Consider the following 18892-nt stretch of genomic DNA (forward strand, 5'->3'; position numbering starts at 1 on the left):
GGGCACCGGAGCACCCTGGCAGGATGGACAGCATGACCGACCAGCGCTGGATCAAGATCTGTGGCCTGTCGACGCCCGACACCGTGGACGCCGCCATCGACGCGGGTGCCGACGCCGTCGGGTTCGTCTTCGCGGCGGGCAGCCCCCGGACCGTCACCGCCGACCTGGCGAAGGAACTCGTCGAGCGGGTGCCGGACGGCATCGACGCCGTCGGGGTCTTCCGTGACCAGAAGATCGACGAGATCGTGGGCATCGCCTCCGAGGTCGGGCTCACGACGCTGCAGCTGCACGGTGGCGAGTCGGCGTCCGACTTCGCCCGCGCGCGCGACGCCGGCTTCTTCACCATCCGGGCCATCGCGGCCGAGGACTACCTGCGCGAGACGCCCGAGCAGCGCGCCGCGTTCGACCACGACCTGCTGCTGCTCGACGCTGCCGTGCCCGGCAGCGGTCGCCTGATCGACCCGGCCACCATCGAGGGCGTGGACGAGGCCTGGATCCTCGCCGGCGGGCTGACCCCGGCCAACGTGGTCGCCGCGGTCGAGGCGCTCGACCCCGACGGCGTCGACGTGTCGAGCGGCGTCGAGTCCGAGCGTGGCGTCAAGGACCCCGCGAAGATCCGTGCGTTCGTCGAGGCCGTCCGCAGTCTGGGCTGAGCCCCGGTCAGCGCAGGGTGGGGATGAGCTCCGTCAGGAATGCGTCCGTGTCCTCCCAGCCCTGCACCCCGTGGCAGGGGACACCGAGCGCCTTCACCGGGTAGTCGTTGCCCTCGGGGTCGAGCCGGTCGCCCACGAAGAGCATGTCGTCGAGTGCGATGCCGGTGATCTCGGCGAGGCGCTGCATGCCGTAGGCCTTGTCGATGCCCTTGCGGGTGATGTCGATGCTCGTGGAGCCGCCCGAGCGGACCTCGAGGTCGGGCAGGTCCTGCTGCACCAGTCGGCGCAGGTGGTCCTTCTTCTCGCCGGTCGGGTCCCATTGCTTCTTGACGTCCACCGGGGCCGACTGACCGAGGGCGGAGAACGTGATCTGCGACCCGCGGTCCTCGAGGATGGCGCCCCAGGTCTCGGACTCCCAGTACCCGGCTTCCTTCGCACGGGCCTCGACCGCGGCGAGGGCGCGGTCCTTCTGCTCGTCGGTGAGGTCCTCGGCGTACTGCAGTGCCCAGTCCTGGTCCTCCCAGCGGTAGTACCGGGTGCCGCAGGTCGGCAGGAGGTGCAGGGCGTCGAGCGTCAGGCCGTCGCGCTGCCGGAGCGGGGTGACCAGCTGCTGCTCGAACTGGGTGAAGTTGCCGCCGGAGATGACCGCGACCGGCACGACCTCGAGCAGGGACGCGAAGGTCTCGAGCATGCGGGGGTCGAGGGAGGACTTCGACGGGGCGAGCGTGTCGTCCAGGTCGAAGGCGACGAGGCGGGGCGTGGTCATGCCACCGATCCTGCCAGAGCCCGCCGACCACCCGCAGGGTGCGACCACCCGGGTGCCCGGGTGCTGCGCGATGTCTGCGGGGTCACGCGCGGTGCGTGGCGGGGACCCGGTCGCGGGCGTAGGTGATGTCCGTGTAGCCGTGCGGGGCGGGGTTGCCGTCCTCGTCGAGGTTCACGAACACGACCTCGTCGATCGTCAGGATGCTGCGGTGCGTGAAGAGGTTGCGCGCCTCGGCACGCATGGTCAGCGACGTCCGGCCGAACCGGGTGGCGACGAGGCCGATCTCGACGATGTCGCCCTCCTTCGCCGAGGACAGGAAGTTGATCTCCGACATGTACTTCGTGACGACCTTGCCGTTGCCGAGCTGGATGATCGCGTAGACCGCGGCTTCCTCGTCGATCCAGCGGAGCAGGCTGCCGCCGAACAGGGTGCCGTTGGCGTTGAGGTCCTCCGGTCGCACCCACTTCCGGGTGTAGAAGTTCATCTCCGGCGGGGCGTCGTCCTGGTGCTGATCCATGTCACGTCATGGTACGCCGACGGCCGCGCCCCCGCAGGGACGCGGCCGTCGTGGCGATCGCGGGCGGCGGTACCGCCGGTGCTCACTCCTTGACGAGGACGACCTCGTCGAGGGGGATGCGGGTGCGCGGGGCGACCTCGCGCTCGGCGGCCTTGTCGTCGAGCTGCGACGGGTGCGCCACGGTGCCGACGGCCGTGACCGTGTACGGCAGGAAGCGCTCCGGCAGGTCGAACGCGGCACGGAGCCCGGCGGCGTCGATGCCCGCCATCTGGTGCACGTGCAGCCCCTCGGCGTGCGCCTGCACGGTCAGCGCGGCGAGCGACTGGCCGAGGTCGTACTGCGCGAAGGGGCGCTCCTCGCCGTCGGCGGTCACGGTCTCGAGCACGCCGACGACGAGGGCGCTGGCGCGGAAGGCCCAGGCGGCGTTGAAGCCGAGCAGGTTCTCGTTGATCTTCCGGAACGTCTCGGTGCCGCGGCGGCCGGCGATGAAGCGGCGGGGCTGGAAGTTCATGGCCGAGGGTGCCCAGCGAGCGGCCTCGAGGACGGCGTCGAGCTGGTCGTCCGAGATCGTCGCGGTCTCGTCGTAGGAGCGGGGGCTCCAGCGCTCCTCGAGCAGCGGCACGAGCGGCTGGCTGGAGTCGGTGGACCGGGTGAGGGTGTCGGCGTTCGTCGAGGTCATGATGCGCTCAACGGTATTCGATGCGTACGCATTTCCGACCTGAGTGACGTCACATCACCGCCGGCAGGTGCCAGGATGGACGGGATGGGTGGCGTGTTGACCGGCTTCGCGATCATCGGCGCGATCATCGCCGGTGGGTACGTCGTCGGGCGCATCGGCCTGCTGGGCCCGCACGCGCAGTTCGTGATGAGCCGGCTCGCGTTCTTCGTGCTGATGCCGTGCCTGCTGTTCCACACCATCGCGACCGCCGACATCGCGTCGCTGCTGTCGTCGATGCTCTGGGTCTCGCTGCTGAGCGCCGCCGTGGTCGCCCTCGGTGCCGCCGCCGTGTTCCGCCTCGTGCTGCGCCGCTCGGTCACCACGACCACCGTCGGCGCCCTGGCGTCGAGCTACGTCAACGCGAACAACATCGGGCTGCCGGTGGCCGTGTACGTGCTCGGCCAGGCGACCGCGGTCGTCCCGGTGATCCTGCTGCAGCTCGTCGTGATGGCCCCGATCGCGCTGACGATCCTCGACGCTGCGACCGCGGGTGGCGGCGGATGGGGTCGGCGGATCGCCGGGCCGTTCCGGAACCCGATCATCATCGCCTCGCTCGTCGGGCTCGTGTGCTCGGCGACCGGGATCACGCTGCCCGACCCCGTGCTCGAGCCGTTCTCGCTCGTCGGCGCGGCCGCGGTGCCCGTCGTGCTGCTGTCGTTCGGGATGAGCCTGCACGGTGCGACCCCGCTGCGGGACCCGGCGATCCGCACCGACGTCATCGTGGCGTCGTCGATCAAGCTCGTGGTGATGCCGGCCGTGGCGTTCGTGTTCGCCCGGTTCGTGTTCGGGCTCGGCGACCAGGAGGTCTTCGTGCTCACCACCCTCGGCGCCCTGCCGGCGGCGCAGAACGTCTTCAACTACGCGCAGCGGTACGGGGCAGCGGTCCCGGTGGCGCGCGACGTCGTGCTCATCTCGACGCTCGGCTCGGTGCCCGTGCTCGTCGCGATCGCCGCCCTGCTGCACCCGTAGCGCGCCGTGGAAGCGCCGCGGGGCGGACGGGAGGCCCGTGGCGGGGGCGCACCGGGCCTCCCGTCCGGCCGTGGTGGCGACCACCGCGGATGGTGAGCAGCAAGTGTCGGGTCGCGTCCGCGGACCCGACCGGTTCTGCTCACGAAGCGCGGACGGCACGCGCGTACCCTGGCGGGCACGCGGGGCGGACCGCTCCGTGACCGATGACCACGACGAGGAGACCGGCGATGGACACGATGGCGATGATGAAGAACATGTCGATGACGGACATGCCCATGGAGATGGACATGGACATGATGCAGGACACGATGATGGCGATGAACGCCGCGTCGATGGCCGCGACGATGTGCTCCGCGGCCGACATGCGGATGGGCGGCGAGATGGCCACCTGCGCCGCGATGTGCTCGAACACCGCGATGCTCGCCGACACCGGCATGCGGATGATGATGCGTCCGATGGGGATGGACACCGCCGCGATGCAGGCGATGCTCATGGCCGTCGTCGCGATGGGCACCGCGTGTGCCGCTGAGTGCCGCCAGCACCAGGACATGGACGAGTCGTGCCGCTACTGCGCCATGGCCTGCGACGAGATGGTGTCGAAGTGCCAGTCGATGCTCGACTCGATGGCGGCCTGACCCGCTCCGCCTGCGCGCCCCGACGCGTGCGCGCTACGCGACGCGTGCGGTGGTCTGTCGACCGCCGGCGCTGAGGATCTCCGCGACCGGGTGGTGGGCGACCGGCTCGCCGACCGACAGGACGCCGTCGGCGTCCGCCACCCGCAGCTGGGTGATGCTCCCGTCGAGGAACAGCACCACGGCGTCGGCTGCGCGGGTCTCGACGACGATGCCGTCGCGCCACGCACCGGGGGCTGCGGTCGCCATGAGGCGCTGGATGGGAAGGATCGTCGTGCGGGACATGGCTTCACCTGCTCTCGAAGGGGTTCGGTGCAGGAAACCTACGTCGGCGTGACGGACGGCTCAATCACGGCGGACGCCGGGCGTAACAGAGTCGGACGGGCGCCGATCCCGGGCCGGGCCGGGCCGGACGGGGCCGGTGACCCGACTCCGATCAGAAGATCATCGGGCGGTCGTCGTCGAGCGACGTGTCCAGGTCGAGGTCGACCACCACGGGGACGTGGTCGCTCGGGGCGTCGCCCTTGCGCTCGTTCCGGTGGATCGAGGCGTCGGTGACGACGTCGGCGAAGGCCTGCGAGCCGAGCACGAAGTCGATGCGCATGCCCTCGTTGCGCGGGAACCGCAGCTGCTTGTAGTCCCAGTAGGTGTAGCCGTCGGGCACGATCGGGCGGACGACGTCCTGCAGACCCCGCGCCTCGAACTCGCGGAACGCTGCCCGCTCGGGCTCGCTGACGTGGGTCGACCCCTCGAAGACCCGCATGTCCCAGACGTCCTGGTCGAGCGGTGCGACGTTCCAGTCGCCCATCAGCGCGAGCGGGGTCTCCGGCGATGCCTCGATCCACTCCGAAGTGCGGTCGGCCAGCTGGCCGAGCCAGTCGAGCTTGTACGTGTAGTGCGGGTCGCCGAGCTCGCGGCCGTTCGGGACGTAGAGGCTCCAGAGCCGCACGCCGTCGACCGTGACGCCGATCGCGCGGGCTTCGACCGGCAGGTCCGGCCCCTCGTGGCCCTTCAGGAACCCGGGCTGGCCGGGGAAGTCGCGGGTGACGTCCTCCATCGGCAGCCGGCTGGCGAACGCGACGCCGTTCCACTGGTTCAGGCCGTGCGCCTCGACGTGGTACCCCGCGGCCTCGAACTGCTCGACCGGGAACTGCTCCGGCTTGCACTTGATCTCCTGCATGCCGAGGACGTCGATGTCCTCACGCACCAGCCAGTCGACGATCCGACCCACTCGGGTGCGGACGGAGTTCACGTTCCAGGTCGCGACGCGCATGGAACAAGAACCTACCGGTGCCGACTGACGACGAGGTCGGCTGCGCGACCGGACGGCCCGTGCGCCGCCTGTGCGGCGTACGGCACGTACGCCGCCTGTACGGCGTGCGGCACGATGGTGTTCGCTGGAGGCCAGCAATCGATCGCACGGAGGCAGCAATGGCATCGACGACGAACCGCGTCGACGGGACCACGACCGGGGCCGCGCTCGGCACCGGGGCCGGGAGCACCCAGCCCGCCGGCACCACCACGACGCAGGTCACCGCCAAGGGCAGGACCATCATCGACGACACGGTCGTCGCGAAGGTCGCGGGCATCGCCGCCCGCGACGTCCCCGGCGTCTTCGCGCTCGGCGGCAACGCCTCGCGGGCGTTCGGTGCCATCCGCGACGCCATCGGCTCGAGCGCGCTCGGTCAGGGCGTCCGCGTCGAGGTCGGTGAGACCCAGGTCGCCGTCGACCTGACCATCGTGGTCGACTACCCGACGCCGATGATGGAGGTCGCCTCCGCGGTGCGCGCCGCCGTCACGAACGCCGTCACCGAACTCGTCGGCCTCGAGGTCACCGAGGTCAACATCGCCATCAACGACGTGAACATCCCGGCGCTCAACGGCGTCGCGGACGAGCTCGACACCCGGGACGGTCGAGTCCGGTGAACGCCACCGTCGTCGGGATGGGCATCGGCGCCCTGCTCGCGATCGTCGCCGTGACGCTCGGGTTCTGGGCGTTCGTCGTCGTCGCCGTCTGCATGGCGCTCGGCGCTCTGGTCGCCCGCATCGTCACGGGCGACGTCGACTTCCGCCGTCTGCTGGACGTGCTGCGCGGACGCCGGAGCTCGTCGTGAGCGACGCCGCCGTCGCCACGGCCGGCGACAGCGGCGTCCGGCTCCGCGGCTCCGACCGCATCGGCACGTCGGCGCTGGTGCACACCGCCCAGGCGGTCGCCGCCGAAGCACTGCGCGTGGCCTTCCGGGAGGTCCGTGCCCGGGTCGCCGACGACGGTCGCGGCGCGCTGGCGGTCGAGATCACGGCCCCGCTCGCCCTGCCGGTGCTGGGCTCGCACGCACTCCCCGACGAACCCGTCGTCGCCACGGCGCACCGGGCTCGCGGCACGATCGCCGAGCGCTTCCGGACCATCACCGGCCGACAGGTCGCCCGCGTGACCGTGACCTTCGCGTCGTCAGTCGTGGACACCCCGCGGAGGGTCCGGTGACCGCCGCCACAGCCGTCGGGAGCACCGAGCCGGTCGTCCCCGCCGGCCCCTCGCACGACGACCACCACGCCACCTACCGCCGCCTGCTGCGCCGCGAGACCCACGTCTCCCGCTCGGGCGCCGTCGTCGTCGCGATGCTCATCGCCCTGGTGCTCGCCGCCGCCGCGGTCTTCGCCGGCGCACTCGTCCTGCTCGACCAGAACGTGCTCGGTGTCGACCCCCGTGCCGTGGTCGACGCCGCGCTCGCCGCTCCGGACGGCCTCGACACCACCATCGTGATCGGCATCGGCGCCGTCGTGGCCCTGATCGGCCTGGTGCTCCTGCTGCAGGGGATCCTGCCCCAGCGTCGTCCACGGCACGTGATGTCGTCCGACCGGCTCGCAGTCGTCGTCGACGATGAGGTCCTGGCCTCCGCTGCGGCCCGCGCCGCCCGTTCCGCGACCCGCCTGGGCGCCGACGCCGCCGTGGGAACCGTCGGCCGCCGCACGGTCGACGTCGTGCTCCGTCCAGCAGCCGGGGTGGACGTCCCCGCGGTCGCCGCGACCGAGGCCGTCGAGCGGGAGTTCGCCGCGATCGACGCGCAGCCGACGCTGGCCGCGCGGGTCCGGGTGCAGCCGACCGGACGGGTGGACGGATGAACGCCACGAACCGCGCGGTCGGCCGGACGGCGCTCGTCGTGCTCGGGCTCGTGCTGCTCGTCGCCGGGGTCGCCGCGATCCTGGTGCAGACCGCGCAGGGCCTGCCCCTCGTCGCCTCGTGGTGGCGCACGGTCGGCGATGCCCTCGCCGGACTCGGCACGGGGGCGTCGCGTGACGACTCGGTGTTCGCGTGGACCTGCGTACTCGGCGGTGGCGTCGTGCTCGGCGTGCTCGCACTCGTCGTGCTGACCACGCTCGGCGGTGGCCGCGAGGGCACCGTGGTGGACAGCGACGGTTCGGCCGACGGCGTCGCCGGCTCGGTACGCATCGAGTCCACGGCCGTGCAGCACGCGCTCTCCTCGGCCATCGGCGACATGCCCCAGGTCGGTTCCCTCGCCGTCGACGTCTACCGGGTCCGTGGTGGTCGGGCGATCCGGGTGCGGGTCCGTCCGCGCCGGGGTGCCGCGCCGCGGGAGATCACCGAACGGGTCGAGGCCGTCGTCGCCGACCTGGACGCCCTGCTCGGCGAACGCCTGCCCGTGCTGCTCGAGATCGCCCGTGGTGGGTCGGGGTCCTCCCGCCCGGACCGCGTGCACTGAGCGTCGCCGTGGTGCGCTCGATCGGCGGACTGCCCCGGCCGGGCGAGACCGTCCCGGTGCCGCGCGTGGTCACCGACGTCGCCCGAGGGCGTGAGGTCGCGCTCGTCTGGCACAACCAGATCGGCGGGACGACGTTCCGGATCGGACCGGACGCGCACGCCGACGCGTTCGTGAAGGTGCTGCCGCGCGCCTACGGTTCGTGGATCAGCGGCGAGGCCGCGCGGCTGACGTGGGCGTCCCGGTACGCCCGAGTGCCGGAGGTGCTCGACCACGGCGCCGACGACGACGGCGTCTGGCTGCACACCCGTGCCGTGCCCGGGTGGAGCGCCGTCGACCCGCGCTGGCACGACGAACCCCGGACCGCGGTGGTCGCGGTGGGCGAGGGGCTGCGCGCGCTGCACGACACCCTGCCGGTCGACGACTGCCCGTTCACGTGGGCGACCGCGGACCGGCTCGATCGGGCGCGCGGGGCCGACGCCGACGCCGACACCGAGCGCGGCCCGGGCGGTCTCGGTCCGGAGCCGCCGACCGACCGGATCGTCGTCTGCCACGGTGACCCGTGCACGCCGAACACCCTCATCGGTGCGGACCGGCGGTGGAGCGGGCACGTCGACCTGGCTGCGATGGGGGTCGCGGACCGCTGGGCCGACATCGCGGTGGCGACGATGGCCCTCGGCTGGAACTACGGACCCGGGTGGGAGCCGCTGTTCCACCGGGCGTACGGTCTGCCGGACGACCCGGAGCGCACCGCCTGGTACCGGGCGCTGTGGAACGCCGGCGACGACGGGATCGACGAGCCGGGGCCGGGGCCGGTCGGCTAGAAGGCGACCCCGCGTGCGCTCATGAAGGGCACCGGGTCGGTGGTGGCACCGTTGATGTGCACCTCGACGTGGCTGTGGCAGCCGGTCGACGCCCCGGTGGAGCCGACGAGCGCGATGAGCTGCCCCGCGGAGACCTGCTGGCCGGTGGCGACCCGGAAGCCGCCGTCGACGATGTGGCCGTACGCGGTCTGGACACCGCCGCCGTGGTTGATGCGGACGTAGTTGCCGTAGCCGCCGTACCAGCCGACGTAGTCGACGGTGCCGGCCGAGGCCGCGACGATGGGCGTGTAGCAGCCGCTCGCCAGGTCGGTGCCCTCGTGCATGGTCACGACGCCGGTGATCGGGTGCACGCGGTACCCGTAGGGGCTGATGACGTAGCCGCTCGCCGGGCGGACCCAGCCGGTGCCGGAGCCCGCGCCGACGGACCCGCCGCCGCCCGAACCGCTGCTGCCGGTCGAGCCGCCTGACGGAGCGCCCCCACCGGAGTTCGCGGCGGCCTGTGCGGCAGCTGCTCGCTGCGCGGCGGCTGCGCGCTCTGCGGCTTCGCGTGCTGCCTTCTCCTCCGCCGCCTTGCGGACGCGCTCACCCTTGGCGAACTCGGCTTCGGTCCGGACGCGGCCGGAGGTCAGGGTCGCGAGCTGGGCGTCGAGTCGGGCCTTGTTCGACTGCTGCTCGTCGTAGGCGGCCTGCACGGCGTCGGACGCCGCCTGGGCTTCCTGCATGCGGTCTTCGGCTTCGGCAGCGAGGTCGCCCAGTGCTTCGGCGGCGCGGTCGGCCTGTGCCTCGAGCGAGCTGGCGACGGCGGCGTCGGCGCTCGCGGCGGCCTGCACGCGCTCGGCCTGCTCGGAGAGCTTGCTCAGCGCACCGAGGTTGTAGAGCAGATCACTGGCGTCTTCGCCCTGGGTGATCACCGAGGTGGTGACGTCGGCGCCACCGGAGCGGGACATCTGCGCGGCGAACTGCCCGGCCTGCGCGGCGCTCTGGTCGGCGACCTTCGCGTGGTCCTTCGCGTCGGCGCGGAGCTGCTGTTCCTTCTCGGCCGCGGTCTGGGCCTTGCGCTGTGCCTTGTAGAACACGTCACCGAGCTTCTGCGCCTTCGCCTCGGCAGCGTCGACCTTGGCGTCGAGCTCGCTGATGATGCCCCGGATCTCGGTGATCTGGCCCTGCTTCGCGGATTCCTTGCCGCGGGCGGACTTCACTTCGTCCCACGTGGGGTAGGTCACCGCCTGGGCTGCCGGAGCGTCGGCGATGACCGTGCCGACGAGGCCCGCGAGTGCCAGGCCGGTGACGGCGAGGCGCAGGCGCACGGGGACACGGTGGGCGCGGGGGCTGGTGGGGCGAGACATCGACCACGAGCCTATACATCCGTACAGCGAGCATCGGACGGCAACGCGCCGCTGTGGACAACTTCAGCAGTGGATCAGAAGCCGCGGTCGCGTCGGATGACGTCGGCGCTCCCGACGACGTCGCGCCGCAGGATCGCCTGCCCGGCGGTGCCGGCGTAGTCGTAGACGTCGAACCCGGTGCAGTGGGTGATCGTCGCCGGGGGGCCGAGTGAGTCCTCGACCGCGGTGGTCCAGAGGTCGTGCGACCCGACCACCACGAAGCTCGGGTCGGCGTCGCGGTACGCGCCGAGGTCGACGAGCCACGGGTACGTCTCGAAGGTGTCGCGGACCTGCAGCAGCCCGACGTTCGTCGACGCGTAGGTGGCGAGGGGCCGGACCGTCCAGAACTGCCCGACGCCCGTGACCTGGTGCCCGTCGGCCCAGCGGTCCAGGCACGCGGCCGCCGGGTACCGCGCGGTCGACACGGCGTGGGCGGTGCCGGGGGCCACGGCGATCCCGGTCGCGAGGACGGCGGCCATCGCGACCGCCACCCCCGCCCGGACCCCGCGGTGCGGGCGGTGCACGCGGGTGCGGCGGACCGCGGTGCGGGTGAGCTCGGCCACGGCGACGAGTGCGAGCAGCGGTGCCGTCACGATCGGCTGCAGGTAGCGCGGGGTCTCGGACCCGGCGACGACGACCCCGACGGACACGGCGACGACGGTCACCAGCGGCAGCGCCGTCGCGACCAGCACGGTGCGTGCGGTGCGGACCCGCCAGGCCCAGACCGTGCCGCCGACGGTGACGAGCACCCCGGCGAACAGCAGCAGGAGCCCGAGGTCGCCCGGTGCCGTGCCCGCCCGGTCGTCGGTCAGCGCCGCGAAGAACCGCAGGGTCTCCCCGGCCCGCGACGGCTGCACGTACGTCGCCGGGTCGAGGGAGACGAAGGGCCGGAGCGGGATCCGCACCAGGTACCCGACGACCGAACCGACCGTGACGGCGCCGGCCAGCAGCGCAGCGGGGCGCCACGGCACCCGCCGTGCCAGCACCAGGAGCCCGAGGGTGACGACGACGGGAGCGGCGGACCAGGGCACGTACAGCGGGTTGGACGCGGTCGTGCACGCGGCGACGAGTCCGAGCACCACGAGCAGGGGCGCCGACGCCCGGCCGACGCGCACCGCCCGCAGCACGAGCACCGCGGTGCCGAGCACCGCCAGCACGGCGCCGTAGTAGTAGGTCGTCGTGAGCAGCAGGGACGCCAGCTCAAGCGACGTGGCCGTCGCCGACGACTCCGTCAGCACGAGCAGCGTGACCAGACCGAGCGCCCCCGCAGACACCGCGATCCGGGCAGGGCGTCCGGCGGACGGCATCAGCTCGTTCGCGGCGGCCCGCACCAGCGCGTAGACGGCGAGGAGCACGAGCACCCCGTTCAGCGCCAGGGCCTGCTGCGGCGTCGCGGTCACCAGCGAGCAGAACAGGTACACGGGCAGCTCGGGGAAGAAGAACAGCGCGGGCGACATCGCCCACTCGAACGGCTGGCCGGCCTGCAGCGAGCGCTCGACGAGCGGCAGCAGCACCGAGTCGCCGTCGTACCAGAGCAACGCCACCCGCTCCGTCGCGATGACGTGGCGCAGGGCGATGACGGCCAGGGCCAGCGCGACCAGGCCGCCCAGGGCCTCCCGTCCGATCGTGACGGCCACCTCGCCGGGCCGCCGGTCGCCGGACGGAGCCGGCTCCACGGCGGGGCGGCGCGGTGCTCGGGACATGCCCCGGAGCGTACCGAGGCCGCCTCGGTGCCGGCACCCCGCGGCCCACAGGCTGGGGGAGCGCGTTGCGGGCCCGACCGACTACCCTTGTGGGCTGTGACCGACGCGCGCGAACAGTTGATCCAGTACATCTCCTCCGAAGCGGTGTTCCACGGCGACTTCACCCTGACCAGCGGGAAGAAGGCGACGTACTACATCGACCTGCGGAAGGTCAGCCTGGACCACCGCGTCGCGCCGCTGATCGGGCAGGTCATGACCGAGCTCGTGCAGCAGGTGCCGGACGTGTCCGCCGTCGGGGGCCTCACCATGGGTGCCGACCCCATCGCCAGCGCCGTCCTGCACCAGGCCGCCGCCCAGGGCCTGACCTACGACGCCTTCGTCGTCCGCAAGGAGCCGAAGGACCACGGCCGCGGCAAGCAGGTCGAGGGACCGGACCTCAAGGGCAAGCGCGTCGTCGTGCTCGAGGACACCTCCACCACCGGCGGCTCGCCGCTCAAGGCAGCCGAGGCGCTCGAGCGCGAGGGCGCGATCGTCGCCGCCGTCGCGGTCGTCGTCGACCGGGACACCGGTGCCAAGGAGACGATCGAGGCGGCCGGCTACCCGTACTTCGCGGCCATCGGGTTGGCTGATCTGGGGCTGACCGCGTGACCGAGGAGCGTCCGGACGACGCACGCGAACCCGACGGCACCGCCGGCCCGGCAGACGGGGACGACGGCCTGGAGGCTCGGCGTGCGTCCGGCTCGGACGCTCCGTTCCACGGTCTCCGCAGCGCTGCGGACATCTTCGGGGCTCCGCGCGGCGAGGAGGACTGGCCGTCGCGGCGGGAGCGCCGCGAGGCCGAGCGCACCGCCCGTGAGACGGGCGCGCCGCTGCCCGAGCCGTTCGTGGCCGAGGGGGAGGCGGAGGACGCCGAGCGCGCTCCTGCTGCTGCTGCGCCGGCTGCTCCTGCTCCGGCTGCTCCTGCTCCTGCTGCTCCTGCTGCGTCTGCTCCGGCCGCTTCGGCTCCGGCGCTCGACGACGGTGCGACCCAGGCCATCGCGATGCCGCCCGAGCTGCTCGCGCCCTCCGAGAACCCCGATGCCGTCGTCGAGCACGAGCGCTCCACACTGCACGACCGCATCCCGGCCGCCGCCGACGTCCCGCCGGACTCCACCGCGCCGCACCCGTCGTCGATCGTGCTGCCGACGGCACAGACCCACCGCGACGAACGAGCTGCCGCGTCGAAGGCCATCGAGGACGAGCGTCGCCGCGTGGACCCCTTCGGCGAGGGCCGCGCCGATGTCGACTGGCTCGGCCGCGCGACCGGGAGCCACCCGGAGTCCGGGGCGCCCGCTGCTGCTGCTCCCGCTGCCCCGCAGCCCCTCGGCGTCCAGAACGTGCTGCCCCCGACCGAGGAGCCGCCGACCTTCACCGACCTGCTGCGCATCACCAGCACCGGGCCGGTCCCCACGCAGACCGGCGCGCACGACCGGCCGTTCGACTGGGCGATCGGTGACGACGAGCCCGGCGAGGTCCCGGCGACGCTGACCACCGACTCGTTCGACACGACCGCGCTGTCCGCCGGGTCCTGGTCGCTCGCCGACGAGTTGGAGGACGAGGACGAGGTCGTCGCCGGCGAGGTCGACACCCCGGCCTCCGGGATGCCGCAGGCACCGCGGACCTACCCGGTGCCGCCGGCGGTCCCCGTGCCGCCGGTGGTGCCCCCGGCGGTCCCGGCCGCGGCCGTGTCGGACACGGCTGCTCCGGCTGCCGTTCCCGCCGCTGATGCCGCTGGTGCTCCGTCGGGGGCGACCGAGGCCGTGGACGTGCCCCGTGGGCCCGCCGGAGGCGACGTGCCGGACGCGACCGAGGGCCTCCAGGCCGATGCCCCGACCACCGCGATGCCGGCTGCCGGCACGCCCTGGTGGTCCGAGCCCGACGCGACCGTGCCGCCGACCGCGGCACCGCCGCTCGTCGAGCCCGCTGCCGGTGCCCAGGAGTACCCGGCGCACCTGCCGCCGTCGGTCGGGCAGGACCTCGACGCCGTGCTCGGGCTGCGCGGGAACGACACCGGTCCGCAGCCGGAGTCCCTGCCGGCCGCGGCGCCGGACGACCTGGACCAGTCCGAGTGGGACGGCCGCGAGACCAGCGACACGAGCGCCATCAAGGACCTGTTCGGCACCGAGGCCGTCGGGCAGCTCGGCGGCACCGGCTACGACCCGGAGGACACCGGGACGCGGATGATGCCGGCGGCTGCCGTGCCCGCGGCTGCCGTGCCTGCTGCTGCCGCCGCTCCTGCTGCTGCCCCGGCGCCCGCTCCTGGCGGACGGCCTGCCGGCGGTCCGGACCGGCCGTCCGGCGAACGCGACAACTTCATCAACGAGGGCTTCGCGCGGCTGCGGAACGAGGGCAAGCGCGGCAAGCAGTTGCTGATCTACGGGTCGATCGCGCTGATCCTCGTGCTCATCGTGCTGGTGTTCCTGCTGTCGAAGTGGATCCTCGGCAACAACATCGCCGACCAGGCCGTGCCGACGAAGTCGCCGGTCGCTGCCTCGTCGGCGCCGGCGACACCGAGCGCTGCGCCGTCGGCGTCGGCCTCGCAGCCGAGCGACGCCGCAGCACCGGCCGCCACGCTGCAGTTCGCCACGACCCCGGCCCTGCCCGGTGAGCACCCGTGGACCGACCTGGCCGGCGGGGAGTGCCTGTCGCCGTTCACGAACGCGTGGTCGCAGACCTTCACGGTGGTGGACTGCGCGACGCCGCACATCGGGCAGCTGACCGCACGGCTCGCGGTCGAGGGCGACACCTACCCGGGTGCCGAGGCCCTGGCGACCCAGGCGGCCGACCAGTGCCAGTCCGACACGGCGCTGAACGCCTCGGCCGCCGCTGCCGTGGGGGACGTGCAGGTGCAGGGTTCCTACGCGCCGGACCAGGCGACGTGGGACCAGGGTGACCGGTTCATCTCGTGCTTCGTGACGCGGTCGTCGGGGCAGCCGCTGACCGGGTCGTTGGCGCCGGGGGCGTAGGGGCGGGCGGTCGGTCGACGTCCGACGCCGAACGACGATGTCGACGTCGTACGACAACGACATCGTCGTTCCTCGTGCCCCGGGACTGTCCGCGTGTGCAACGAACGACATCCCCGATGTCGTGCGACGTCGGGGATGTCGTTCTGCGTCAGCGGCGGCGGCGGTGCGTGCCGCGGCGGGCAGCGCGGCGTCAGGCGCTCGCGGGCACCTTCGCCGACACGTCGGACAGCGTCTGCAGCTCGTCGGCGGTGAGCTCGAGCTCCGCCGAGGCCAGCAGCGCCGGCAGCTGCTCGGTGTTGCGCGCGCTCGCGATCGGTGCGACGACGTCGGGCTGCGCCTGGAGCCAGGCGAGTGCGACGGTGGCGATCTCGGAGCCGTGCGCGTCGGCGATCGAGGACAGCGCGTCCACGACGGCGAGCCCCTCGTCGGTGAAGTACCCGGACACCTGGCCCTCGCGGTCCTTGCCCGCGAAGTCGTCCTTCGAGCGGTACTTGCCGGTCAGGAACCCCGCGGCGAGCGAGAAGTACGGCACCACGCCGAGTCCGTGCTCGTGCGCGAGCGGTGCGATCTCGGCCTCGTACGGCTGGCGGGTGACCAGGTTGTAGTGCGGCTGGATGGCGACGGGCTGGGCGAGGCCGTTCTCCGTCGCGATGCGGATCCACTCCGCGGCGCGGTCCTTCGAGTAGTTCGAGATCGCGGTGTAGCGGACCAGGCCGTCCTGCACGAGCTGGTCGAAGGCGCGGACGGTCTCCTCGAGCGGGGTCGACTGGTCGTCGAAGTGCGCGTAGTACAGGTCGATCCGGTCGGTGCCGAGGCGCTCGAGGCTCGCGCGGGCAGCGGCGGCGACGGTGTCCGCGGCGAGGCCCTGGAACTCCGGGTGCTGCGAGCCCTTCGTGGCGATGACGACGTCGTCCCGCTTGCCCGAGGCGCGCAGCCACGAACCGATGACCCGCTCGGACTCGCCGCCCGAGTTGCCCGGCGCCCAGGCCGAGTAGACGTCCGCGGTGTCGATGAAGTCGCCACCGGCCGCGGTGTAGGCGTCGAGGACCTGGTGCGAGGTCGACTCGTCCGCCGTCCACCCGAAGACGTTGCCGCCGAGGGCGAGGGGGAACACGTGCAGGTCACTGGTACCGATGCGGGGCATGCGGAGGTCCTTTCGTGGTCGGGGGTGCGGTGGGAGCGAACCGCACGTCTCCCGACGCTATGCCCCGATGCTTGACACGGCCCCGGCGCGAGGGGCTTCGATGGACGGATGACCACGCTCACCGATGCCCTCGCCGATCCGCGATCCTCCGCCCGGCTGCAGGCGGTGATGGCCGCGGGGACCACCCCGGACCCCGCGGACCTCGAGGTGCTCGTGGCACAGTGCGCCGTCGAGCCGGACTTCTTCGTCCGCGACATGCTGACGTGGGCGCTCACCCGGCACCCCGCCGACGACGTCGTCGCCCGCGTCCTGCCCGAGCTCGAGCGCCCCGAACCCCAGGCCCGCAGCCAGGCGCTCCACACCCTGTCGAAGATCGGCGACCCGGAGGCGTGGCCGGCGGTGCGCCCGCTGCTCGAGGACCACGACGACGAGGTGCTCCGCGCCGCCTGGCGGACGGCCGTCGCACTGGTGCCGGACGACGAGCGGGCGTCGCTCGCGCGGACCCTCGCGGTGCAGCTCGGCATCGGCGACCGCGAGCGTCGGCTCAGCCTGTCGCGTGCCCTGGTGGGACTCGGCGAGGACACCGTCGGACCCGTCCTCGTCGCGGCCGCCGACCGGGGGACCGACGCCGTCCGGGAGCACGTGCGCGAGACCGAACGCCTGCTGCACGACCCGGATGCGGCATCCGCGCTCGCCCTCGAGCGGGCCCGGCGCGAGGTCGCCCTCGGCCGGACGCGCTCCGTCAAGGGCTAGGGCCGGCGGGCGCGCCCGGCCGGGAGCGCCGGGTGGTCGCGAAGCGTCGGCTGCGCGGTGGTGGGGCGGGCGCGTCGCCCGGTCACGACACCCCGTGGCCGGGGTGCCGAGTGGTCGCGAACCGTCGGTTGCGGGGCTGCCGGGCGACAGATGGTGACCGCTCGGCGGACGTGAGCGGGGTGCCGTGGCCGGTGGGGCATCGGACGGGAGGCGCGTGGCGGCCGCGCACCGGGCCTCCCGTCCGACGCCACGCGCGTTCGCGGGCCGTGGTGCGGTCACGACGCCCCGTGCGCTGGGCGCCGAGTGGTCGAGAACCGTCGGTTGCGGGGCTGCCGGGCGACGGTTCCTGACCGCTCGGCGGACGTGAGCGGGGTGTCGTGACCGGCAGACCACCCGACCATCCCGCCCGCGCGCGCAGCGTGGTCAGTCGCCGTCGGGTGCGAGCCAGATGGACGACGCCGCCGCCGCCGGCAGGTCGACGAGGGACTCCGAGCCGTCGGTCGCCCGCCGCGACACCGCGATGACGCCGGCGTAGTCCCGCACCCGCTCCACCCGCAGGTGCGTGCCCAGCCCCACCCCGAGCTCGTCGAAGTACCGCAGCAGCGAGGGGTCGTCGTCCGAGACCCGGTCGACCGTGCCGCACGCTCCCGGCTCGATCGCCCCGAGGAGCGTGCCGGGGGAGTCCGGCACGATGCCGTCCGCGCCGGGGATCGGGTCGCCGTGGGGGTCGTGCGTCGGGTGGCCGAGGTCGGCGTCGACCCGGTCGAGGAACTGCTCGGACACGGCGTGTTCCAGGGCCTCGGCCTCGGTGTGGACCTCGTCCCACGAGTAGCCGAGCCGCTCCACCAGGAACGTCTCGATCAATCGGTGCCGCCGGACCATCGCCACCGCGACCTGCTGCCCGAGCGGGGTGAGCACGACGCCGTAGTACGGGGTGTGCTCGATCAGGCCGTCGCGGTCGAGCTTCTTGAGGTTGCCCGACACCGTCGACGCCGACACCTTCAGCGACGCCGCGATGTCCCGCGTCGCCAGGCCGGGCCCGCCGCGCTCGCTGGCCTTCCAGATGAGCTTGACGTAGTCCTCTGCCATGGTGGACAGGGAGGGCAGGCGCATACCGCCAATCGTACGTCCCGCCTGGTACAACCGGCAGATGACCACCACCGCCCCCGTCCGAGCCACCCGCCGTCGCTGGCCGGTGCCCCCGTCGCTGCTGCTCGGGCTCGCGCCGATCGTGGTGTTCGCGGCGATCAGCGCCTGGCGGTCACGGCCGAGCGACGACTACGCGACCCTCGGGCAGACGGTCGACAGCGTCGTGCACGCCCTGGTCATCCCCGAGGGCATCGCCGTCGTGGCACTCGCCCTGTTCGTCACGGCGCTCGGTTGGTGGCGGATCGCCACGGTCGACCCGGTCCGGACGCGGCTGCGGTGGACGATGCTCGCACCGATCCTCGTGCTCGTGGTGTGCGTTGTCCGGCTGCCCCTGATCGACTGGACGGCGCTGCCCGCGCACTACTTCCTGCTGCTCGCCGTCGGGGTGCTGTTCGTCGGGGTCTTCGAGGAGCTGATGGCCCGCGGGACCCTGCTCGTCGGGCTGCGGCGGCGCCTGCCGGAGATGGGGGTGTGGGCCCTGTCGTGCGCACTGTTCGGGCTGCTGCACCTGCTCAACGCGCTCGCCGGTGCCGGGATCGGACCGACGCTCATCCAGGTGGTGTTCGCGGCGTCGTTCGGGTCGACGCTGTACGTCGCGCGTCGGCTGACCGGGTCGCTGCTCGCCCCGGTGCTGCTGCACGCCTTCTGGGACTTCGGGTCGATCGGGTTCTCGGCGACCGCGGACACGGGCGACTTCGGCAAGCTGACCCTGCTCGGCCTGATCGGGCTGTTCTCGTTCGGGGTGCTCGCGTTCGGCATCGTGGCGGGCGGGATCATCGCCTGGTACGACGACCGCCCCCGTCGGCTCGCGAAGCGGTGGCGGACGGTGCCGCCGATGGCGGCCTTCGCCCTGGAGGCCCGTGGGGCGTCCCACGGAACGGCTGCGGCGGGTGCCGCGGTCGCGTCCGGTGCCGGGGTCGACGCGCGGTAGCGGCCGCGGCCGACGCGCGCGGTCGCG

Annotated in this window: 23 protein-coding genes; 13 read left to right on the top strand and 10 right to left on the bottom strand. The window is 73.1% G+C overall.

Annotation, left to right across the window (positions count from 1 at the left end; translation table 11 throughout):
* The first annotated feature begins 32 nt into the window (after positions 1-32).
* On the top strand, positions 33-653 hold the full coding sequence (locus DEJ20_RS02890; protein WP_111234852.1) for a phosphoribosylanthranilate isomerase: 621 nt from the start codon (positions 33-35) through the stop codon (positions 651-653).
* Positions 654-660: 7 nt separating this feature from the next.
* On the opposite strand, the gene DEJ20_RS02895 is transcribed toward DEJ20_RS02890, so the two are convergent.
* The 3 genes from DEJ20_RS02895 to DEJ20_RS02905 all read right to left on the bottom strand — a co-directional run bounded on the left by DEJ20_RS02895 (position 661) and on the right by DEJ20_RS02905 (position 2615).
* Positions 661-1419, bottom strand: coding sequence for an HAD-IIB family hydrolase (locus DEJ20_RS02895; RefSeq protein ID WP_111234853.1), 759 nt, complete (start codon positions 1417-1419; stop codon positions 661-663).
* Positions 1420-1501: 82 nt separating this feature from the next.
* The gene (locus tag DEJ20_RS02900) at positions 1502-1936 is read right to left on the bottom strand and encodes an acyl-CoA thioesterase (RefSeq protein ID WP_017886352.1); all 435 of its coding nucleotides are present in this window, start codon (positions 1934-1936) and stop codon (positions 1502-1504) included.
* Between the two features lie 82 nt (positions 1937-2018).
* Entirely contained in the window at positions 2019-2615 is a 597-nt protein-coding gene (locus tag DEJ20_RS02905) for a nitroreductase family protein (RefSeq protein ID WP_027464865.1), read from the bottom strand.
* An 84-nt stretch (positions 2616-2699) separates the two neighbouring features.
* On the opposite strand from DEJ20_RS02905, the gene DEJ20_RS02910 reads away from it, so the two are divergent.
* Positions 2700-3623, top strand: a complete 924-nt coding sequence (locus tag DEJ20_RS02910) for an AEC family transporter (RefSeq protein WP_111234854.1) — start codon at positions 2700-2702, stop codon at positions 3621-3623.
* 139 nt (positions 3624-3762) lie between these two features.
* Here DEJ20_RS02910 and DEJ20_RS02915 read toward each other — a convergent pair whose 3' ends face one another.
* Positions 3763-3912, bottom strand: coding sequence for a hypothetical protein (locus DEJ20_RS02915; RefSeq protein ID WP_173032071.1), 150 nt, complete (start codon positions 3910-3912; stop codon positions 3763-3765).
* Here DEJ20_RS02915 and DEJ20_RS02920 point away from each other — a divergent pair.
* Positions 3911-4258 carry a four-helix bundle copper-binding protein gene (locus tag DEJ20_RS02920; RefSeq protein ID WP_258377116.1) on the top strand — a complete coding sequence of 116 codons (348 nt, stop codon included), beginning with the start codon at positions 3911-3913 and terminating at the stop codon, positions 4256-4258. The two genes, DEJ20_RS02915 and DEJ20_RS02920, sit on opposite strands and share 2 nt — an antisense overlap.
* 33 nt (positions 4259-4291) lie before the next feature.
* Here DEJ20_RS02920 and DEJ20_RS02925 read toward each other — a convergent pair whose 3' ends face one another.
* Both DEJ20_RS02925 and DEJ20_RS02930 read right to left on the bottom strand, forming a co-directional pair.
* The gene (locus DEJ20_RS02925; RefSeq protein ID WP_027464862.1) at positions 4292-4540 is read right to left on the bottom strand and encodes a hypothetical protein; all 249 of its coding nucleotides are present in this window, start codon (positions 4538-4540) and stop codon (positions 4292-4294) included.
* 151 nt (positions 4541-4691) lie between these two features.
* Entirely contained in the window at positions 4692-5528 is an 837-nt protein-coding gene (locus tag DEJ20_RS02930) for an exodeoxyribonuclease III (RefSeq protein ID WP_111234856.1), read from the bottom strand.
* Between the two features lie 158 nt (positions 5529-5686).
* Between DEJ20_RS02930 and DEJ20_RS02935 the strand changes: the two genes are divergently transcribed.
* The 6 genes from DEJ20_RS02935 to DEJ20_RS02960 are packed head-to-tail and all read left to right on the top strand — an operon-like array spanning position 5687 to position 8795.
* Positions 5687-6181: an Asp23/Gls24 family envelope stress response protein gene (locus tag DEJ20_RS02935; protein ID WP_111234857.1), complete on the top strand. Its 495-nt coding sequence runs from the start codon at positions 5687-5689 to the stop codon at positions 6179-6181.
* Positions 6178-6369: a DUF2273 domain-containing protein gene (locus DEJ20_RS02940; RefSeq protein ID WP_111234858.1), complete on the top strand. Its 192-nt coding sequence runs from the start codon at positions 6178-6180 to the stop codon at positions 6367-6369. The genes DEJ20_RS02935 and DEJ20_RS02940 overlap by 4 nt, the downstream gene beginning before the upstream one ends.
* The gene (locus DEJ20_RS02945; RefSeq protein WP_111089400.1) at positions 6366-6737 is read left to right on the top strand and encodes a hypothetical protein; all 372 of its coding nucleotides are present in this window, start codon (positions 6366-6368) and stop codon (positions 6735-6737) included. The genes DEJ20_RS02940 and DEJ20_RS02945 overlap by 4 nt, the downstream gene beginning before the upstream one ends.
* The gene (locus DEJ20_RS02950; RefSeq protein ID WP_111234859.1) at positions 6734-7375 is read left to right on the top strand and encodes a hypothetical protein; all 642 of its coding nucleotides are present in this window, start codon (positions 6734-6736) and stop codon (positions 7373-7375) included. The genes DEJ20_RS02945 and DEJ20_RS02950 overlap by 4 nt, the downstream gene beginning before the upstream one ends.
* A complete protein-coding gene (locus DEJ20_RS02955) occupies positions 7372-7974 on the top strand; it encodes a hypothetical protein (RefSeq protein WP_111234860.1) in 603 nt (200 codons plus the stop codon). Before DEJ20_RS02950 ends, DEJ20_RS02955 begins: the two co-directional genes overlap by 4 nt.
* A gap of 8 nt (positions 7975-7982) precedes the next feature.
* On the top strand, positions 7983-8795 hold the full coding sequence (locus DEJ20_RS02960) for an aminoglycoside 3'-phosphotransferase (protein WP_220034973.1): 813 nt from the start codon (positions 7983-7985) through the stop codon (positions 8793-8795).
* On the opposite strand, the gene DEJ20_RS02965 is transcribed toward DEJ20_RS02960, so the two are convergent.
* Together DEJ20_RS02965 and DEJ20_RS02970 are read right to left on the bottom strand one after the other, a co-directional pair.
* Complete coding sequence (locus DEJ20_RS02965) at positions 8792-10141, bottom strand: M23 family metallopeptidase (RefSeq protein WP_146245379.1); 1350 nt, start codon at positions 10139-10141, stop codon at positions 8792-8794. The genes DEJ20_RS02960 and DEJ20_RS02965 overlap by 4 nt on opposite strands.
* 74 nt (positions 10142-10215) lie before the next feature.
* Positions 10216-11883 (bottom strand): hypothetical protein, encoded by a 1668-nt coding sequence (locus tag DEJ20_RS02970; protein WP_146245380.1) that lies wholly within the window; start codon positions 11881-11883, stop codon positions 10216-10218.
* A gap of 96 nt (positions 11884-11979) precedes the next feature.
* On the opposite strand from DEJ20_RS02970, the gene pyrE reads away from it, so the two are divergent.
* Both pyrE and DEJ20_RS02980 read left to right on the top strand, forming a co-directional pair.
* On the top strand, positions 11980-12531 hold the full coding sequence (gene pyrE / locus DEJ20_RS02975; RefSeq protein WP_027464850.1) for an orotate phosphoribosyltransferase: 552 nt from the start codon (positions 11980-11982) through the stop codon (positions 12529-12531).
* The gene (locus tag DEJ20_RS02980) at positions 12528-14888 is read left to right on the top strand and encodes a septum formation family protein (protein ID WP_111234863.1); all 2361 of its coding nucleotides are present in this window, start codon (positions 12528-12530) and stop codon (positions 14886-14888) included. Before pyrE ends, DEJ20_RS02980 begins: the two co-directional genes overlap by 4 nt.
* Positions 14889-15078: 190 nt before the next feature.
* On the opposite strand, the gene DEJ20_RS02985 is transcribed toward DEJ20_RS02980, so the two are convergent.
* Positions 15079-16032, bottom strand: a complete 954-nt coding sequence (locus DEJ20_RS02985) for an aldo/keto reductase (protein WP_111029748.1) — start codon at positions 16030-16032, stop codon at positions 15079-15081.
* A gap of 108 nt (positions 16033-16140) precedes the next feature.
* Between DEJ20_RS02985 and DEJ20_RS02990 the strand changes: the two genes are divergently transcribed.
* On the top strand, positions 16141-16785 hold the full coding sequence (locus DEJ20_RS02990; RefSeq protein ID WP_111234864.1) for a HEAT repeat domain-containing protein: 645 nt from the start codon (positions 16141-16143) through the stop codon (positions 16783-16785).
* A 423-nt stretch (positions 16786-17208) separates the two neighbouring features.
* Here DEJ20_RS02990 and DEJ20_RS02995 read toward each other — a convergent pair whose 3' ends face one another.
* Positions 17209-17898: a metal-dependent transcriptional regulator gene (locus DEJ20_RS02995; RefSeq protein ID WP_027464846.1), complete on the bottom strand. Its 690-nt coding sequence runs from the start codon at positions 17896-17898 to the stop codon at positions 17209-17211.
* A gap of 37 nt (positions 17899-17935) precedes the next feature.
* Between DEJ20_RS02995 and DEJ20_RS03000 the strand changes: the two genes are divergently transcribed.
* Complete coding sequence (locus tag DEJ20_RS03000) at positions 17936-18865, top strand: CPBP family intramembrane glutamic endopeptidase (protein ID WP_181431489.1); 930 nt, start codon at positions 17936-17938, stop codon at positions 18863-18865.
* The last annotated feature ends 27 nt before the right edge of the window (positions 18866-18892 follow it).

Origin of the sequence: Curtobacterium sp. MCSS17_005 (genome assembly GCF_003234225.2) — a bacterium.
GTDB lineage: Bacteria > Actinomycetota > Actinomycetes > Actinomycetales > Microbacteriaceae > Curtobacterium > Curtobacterium flaccumfaciens.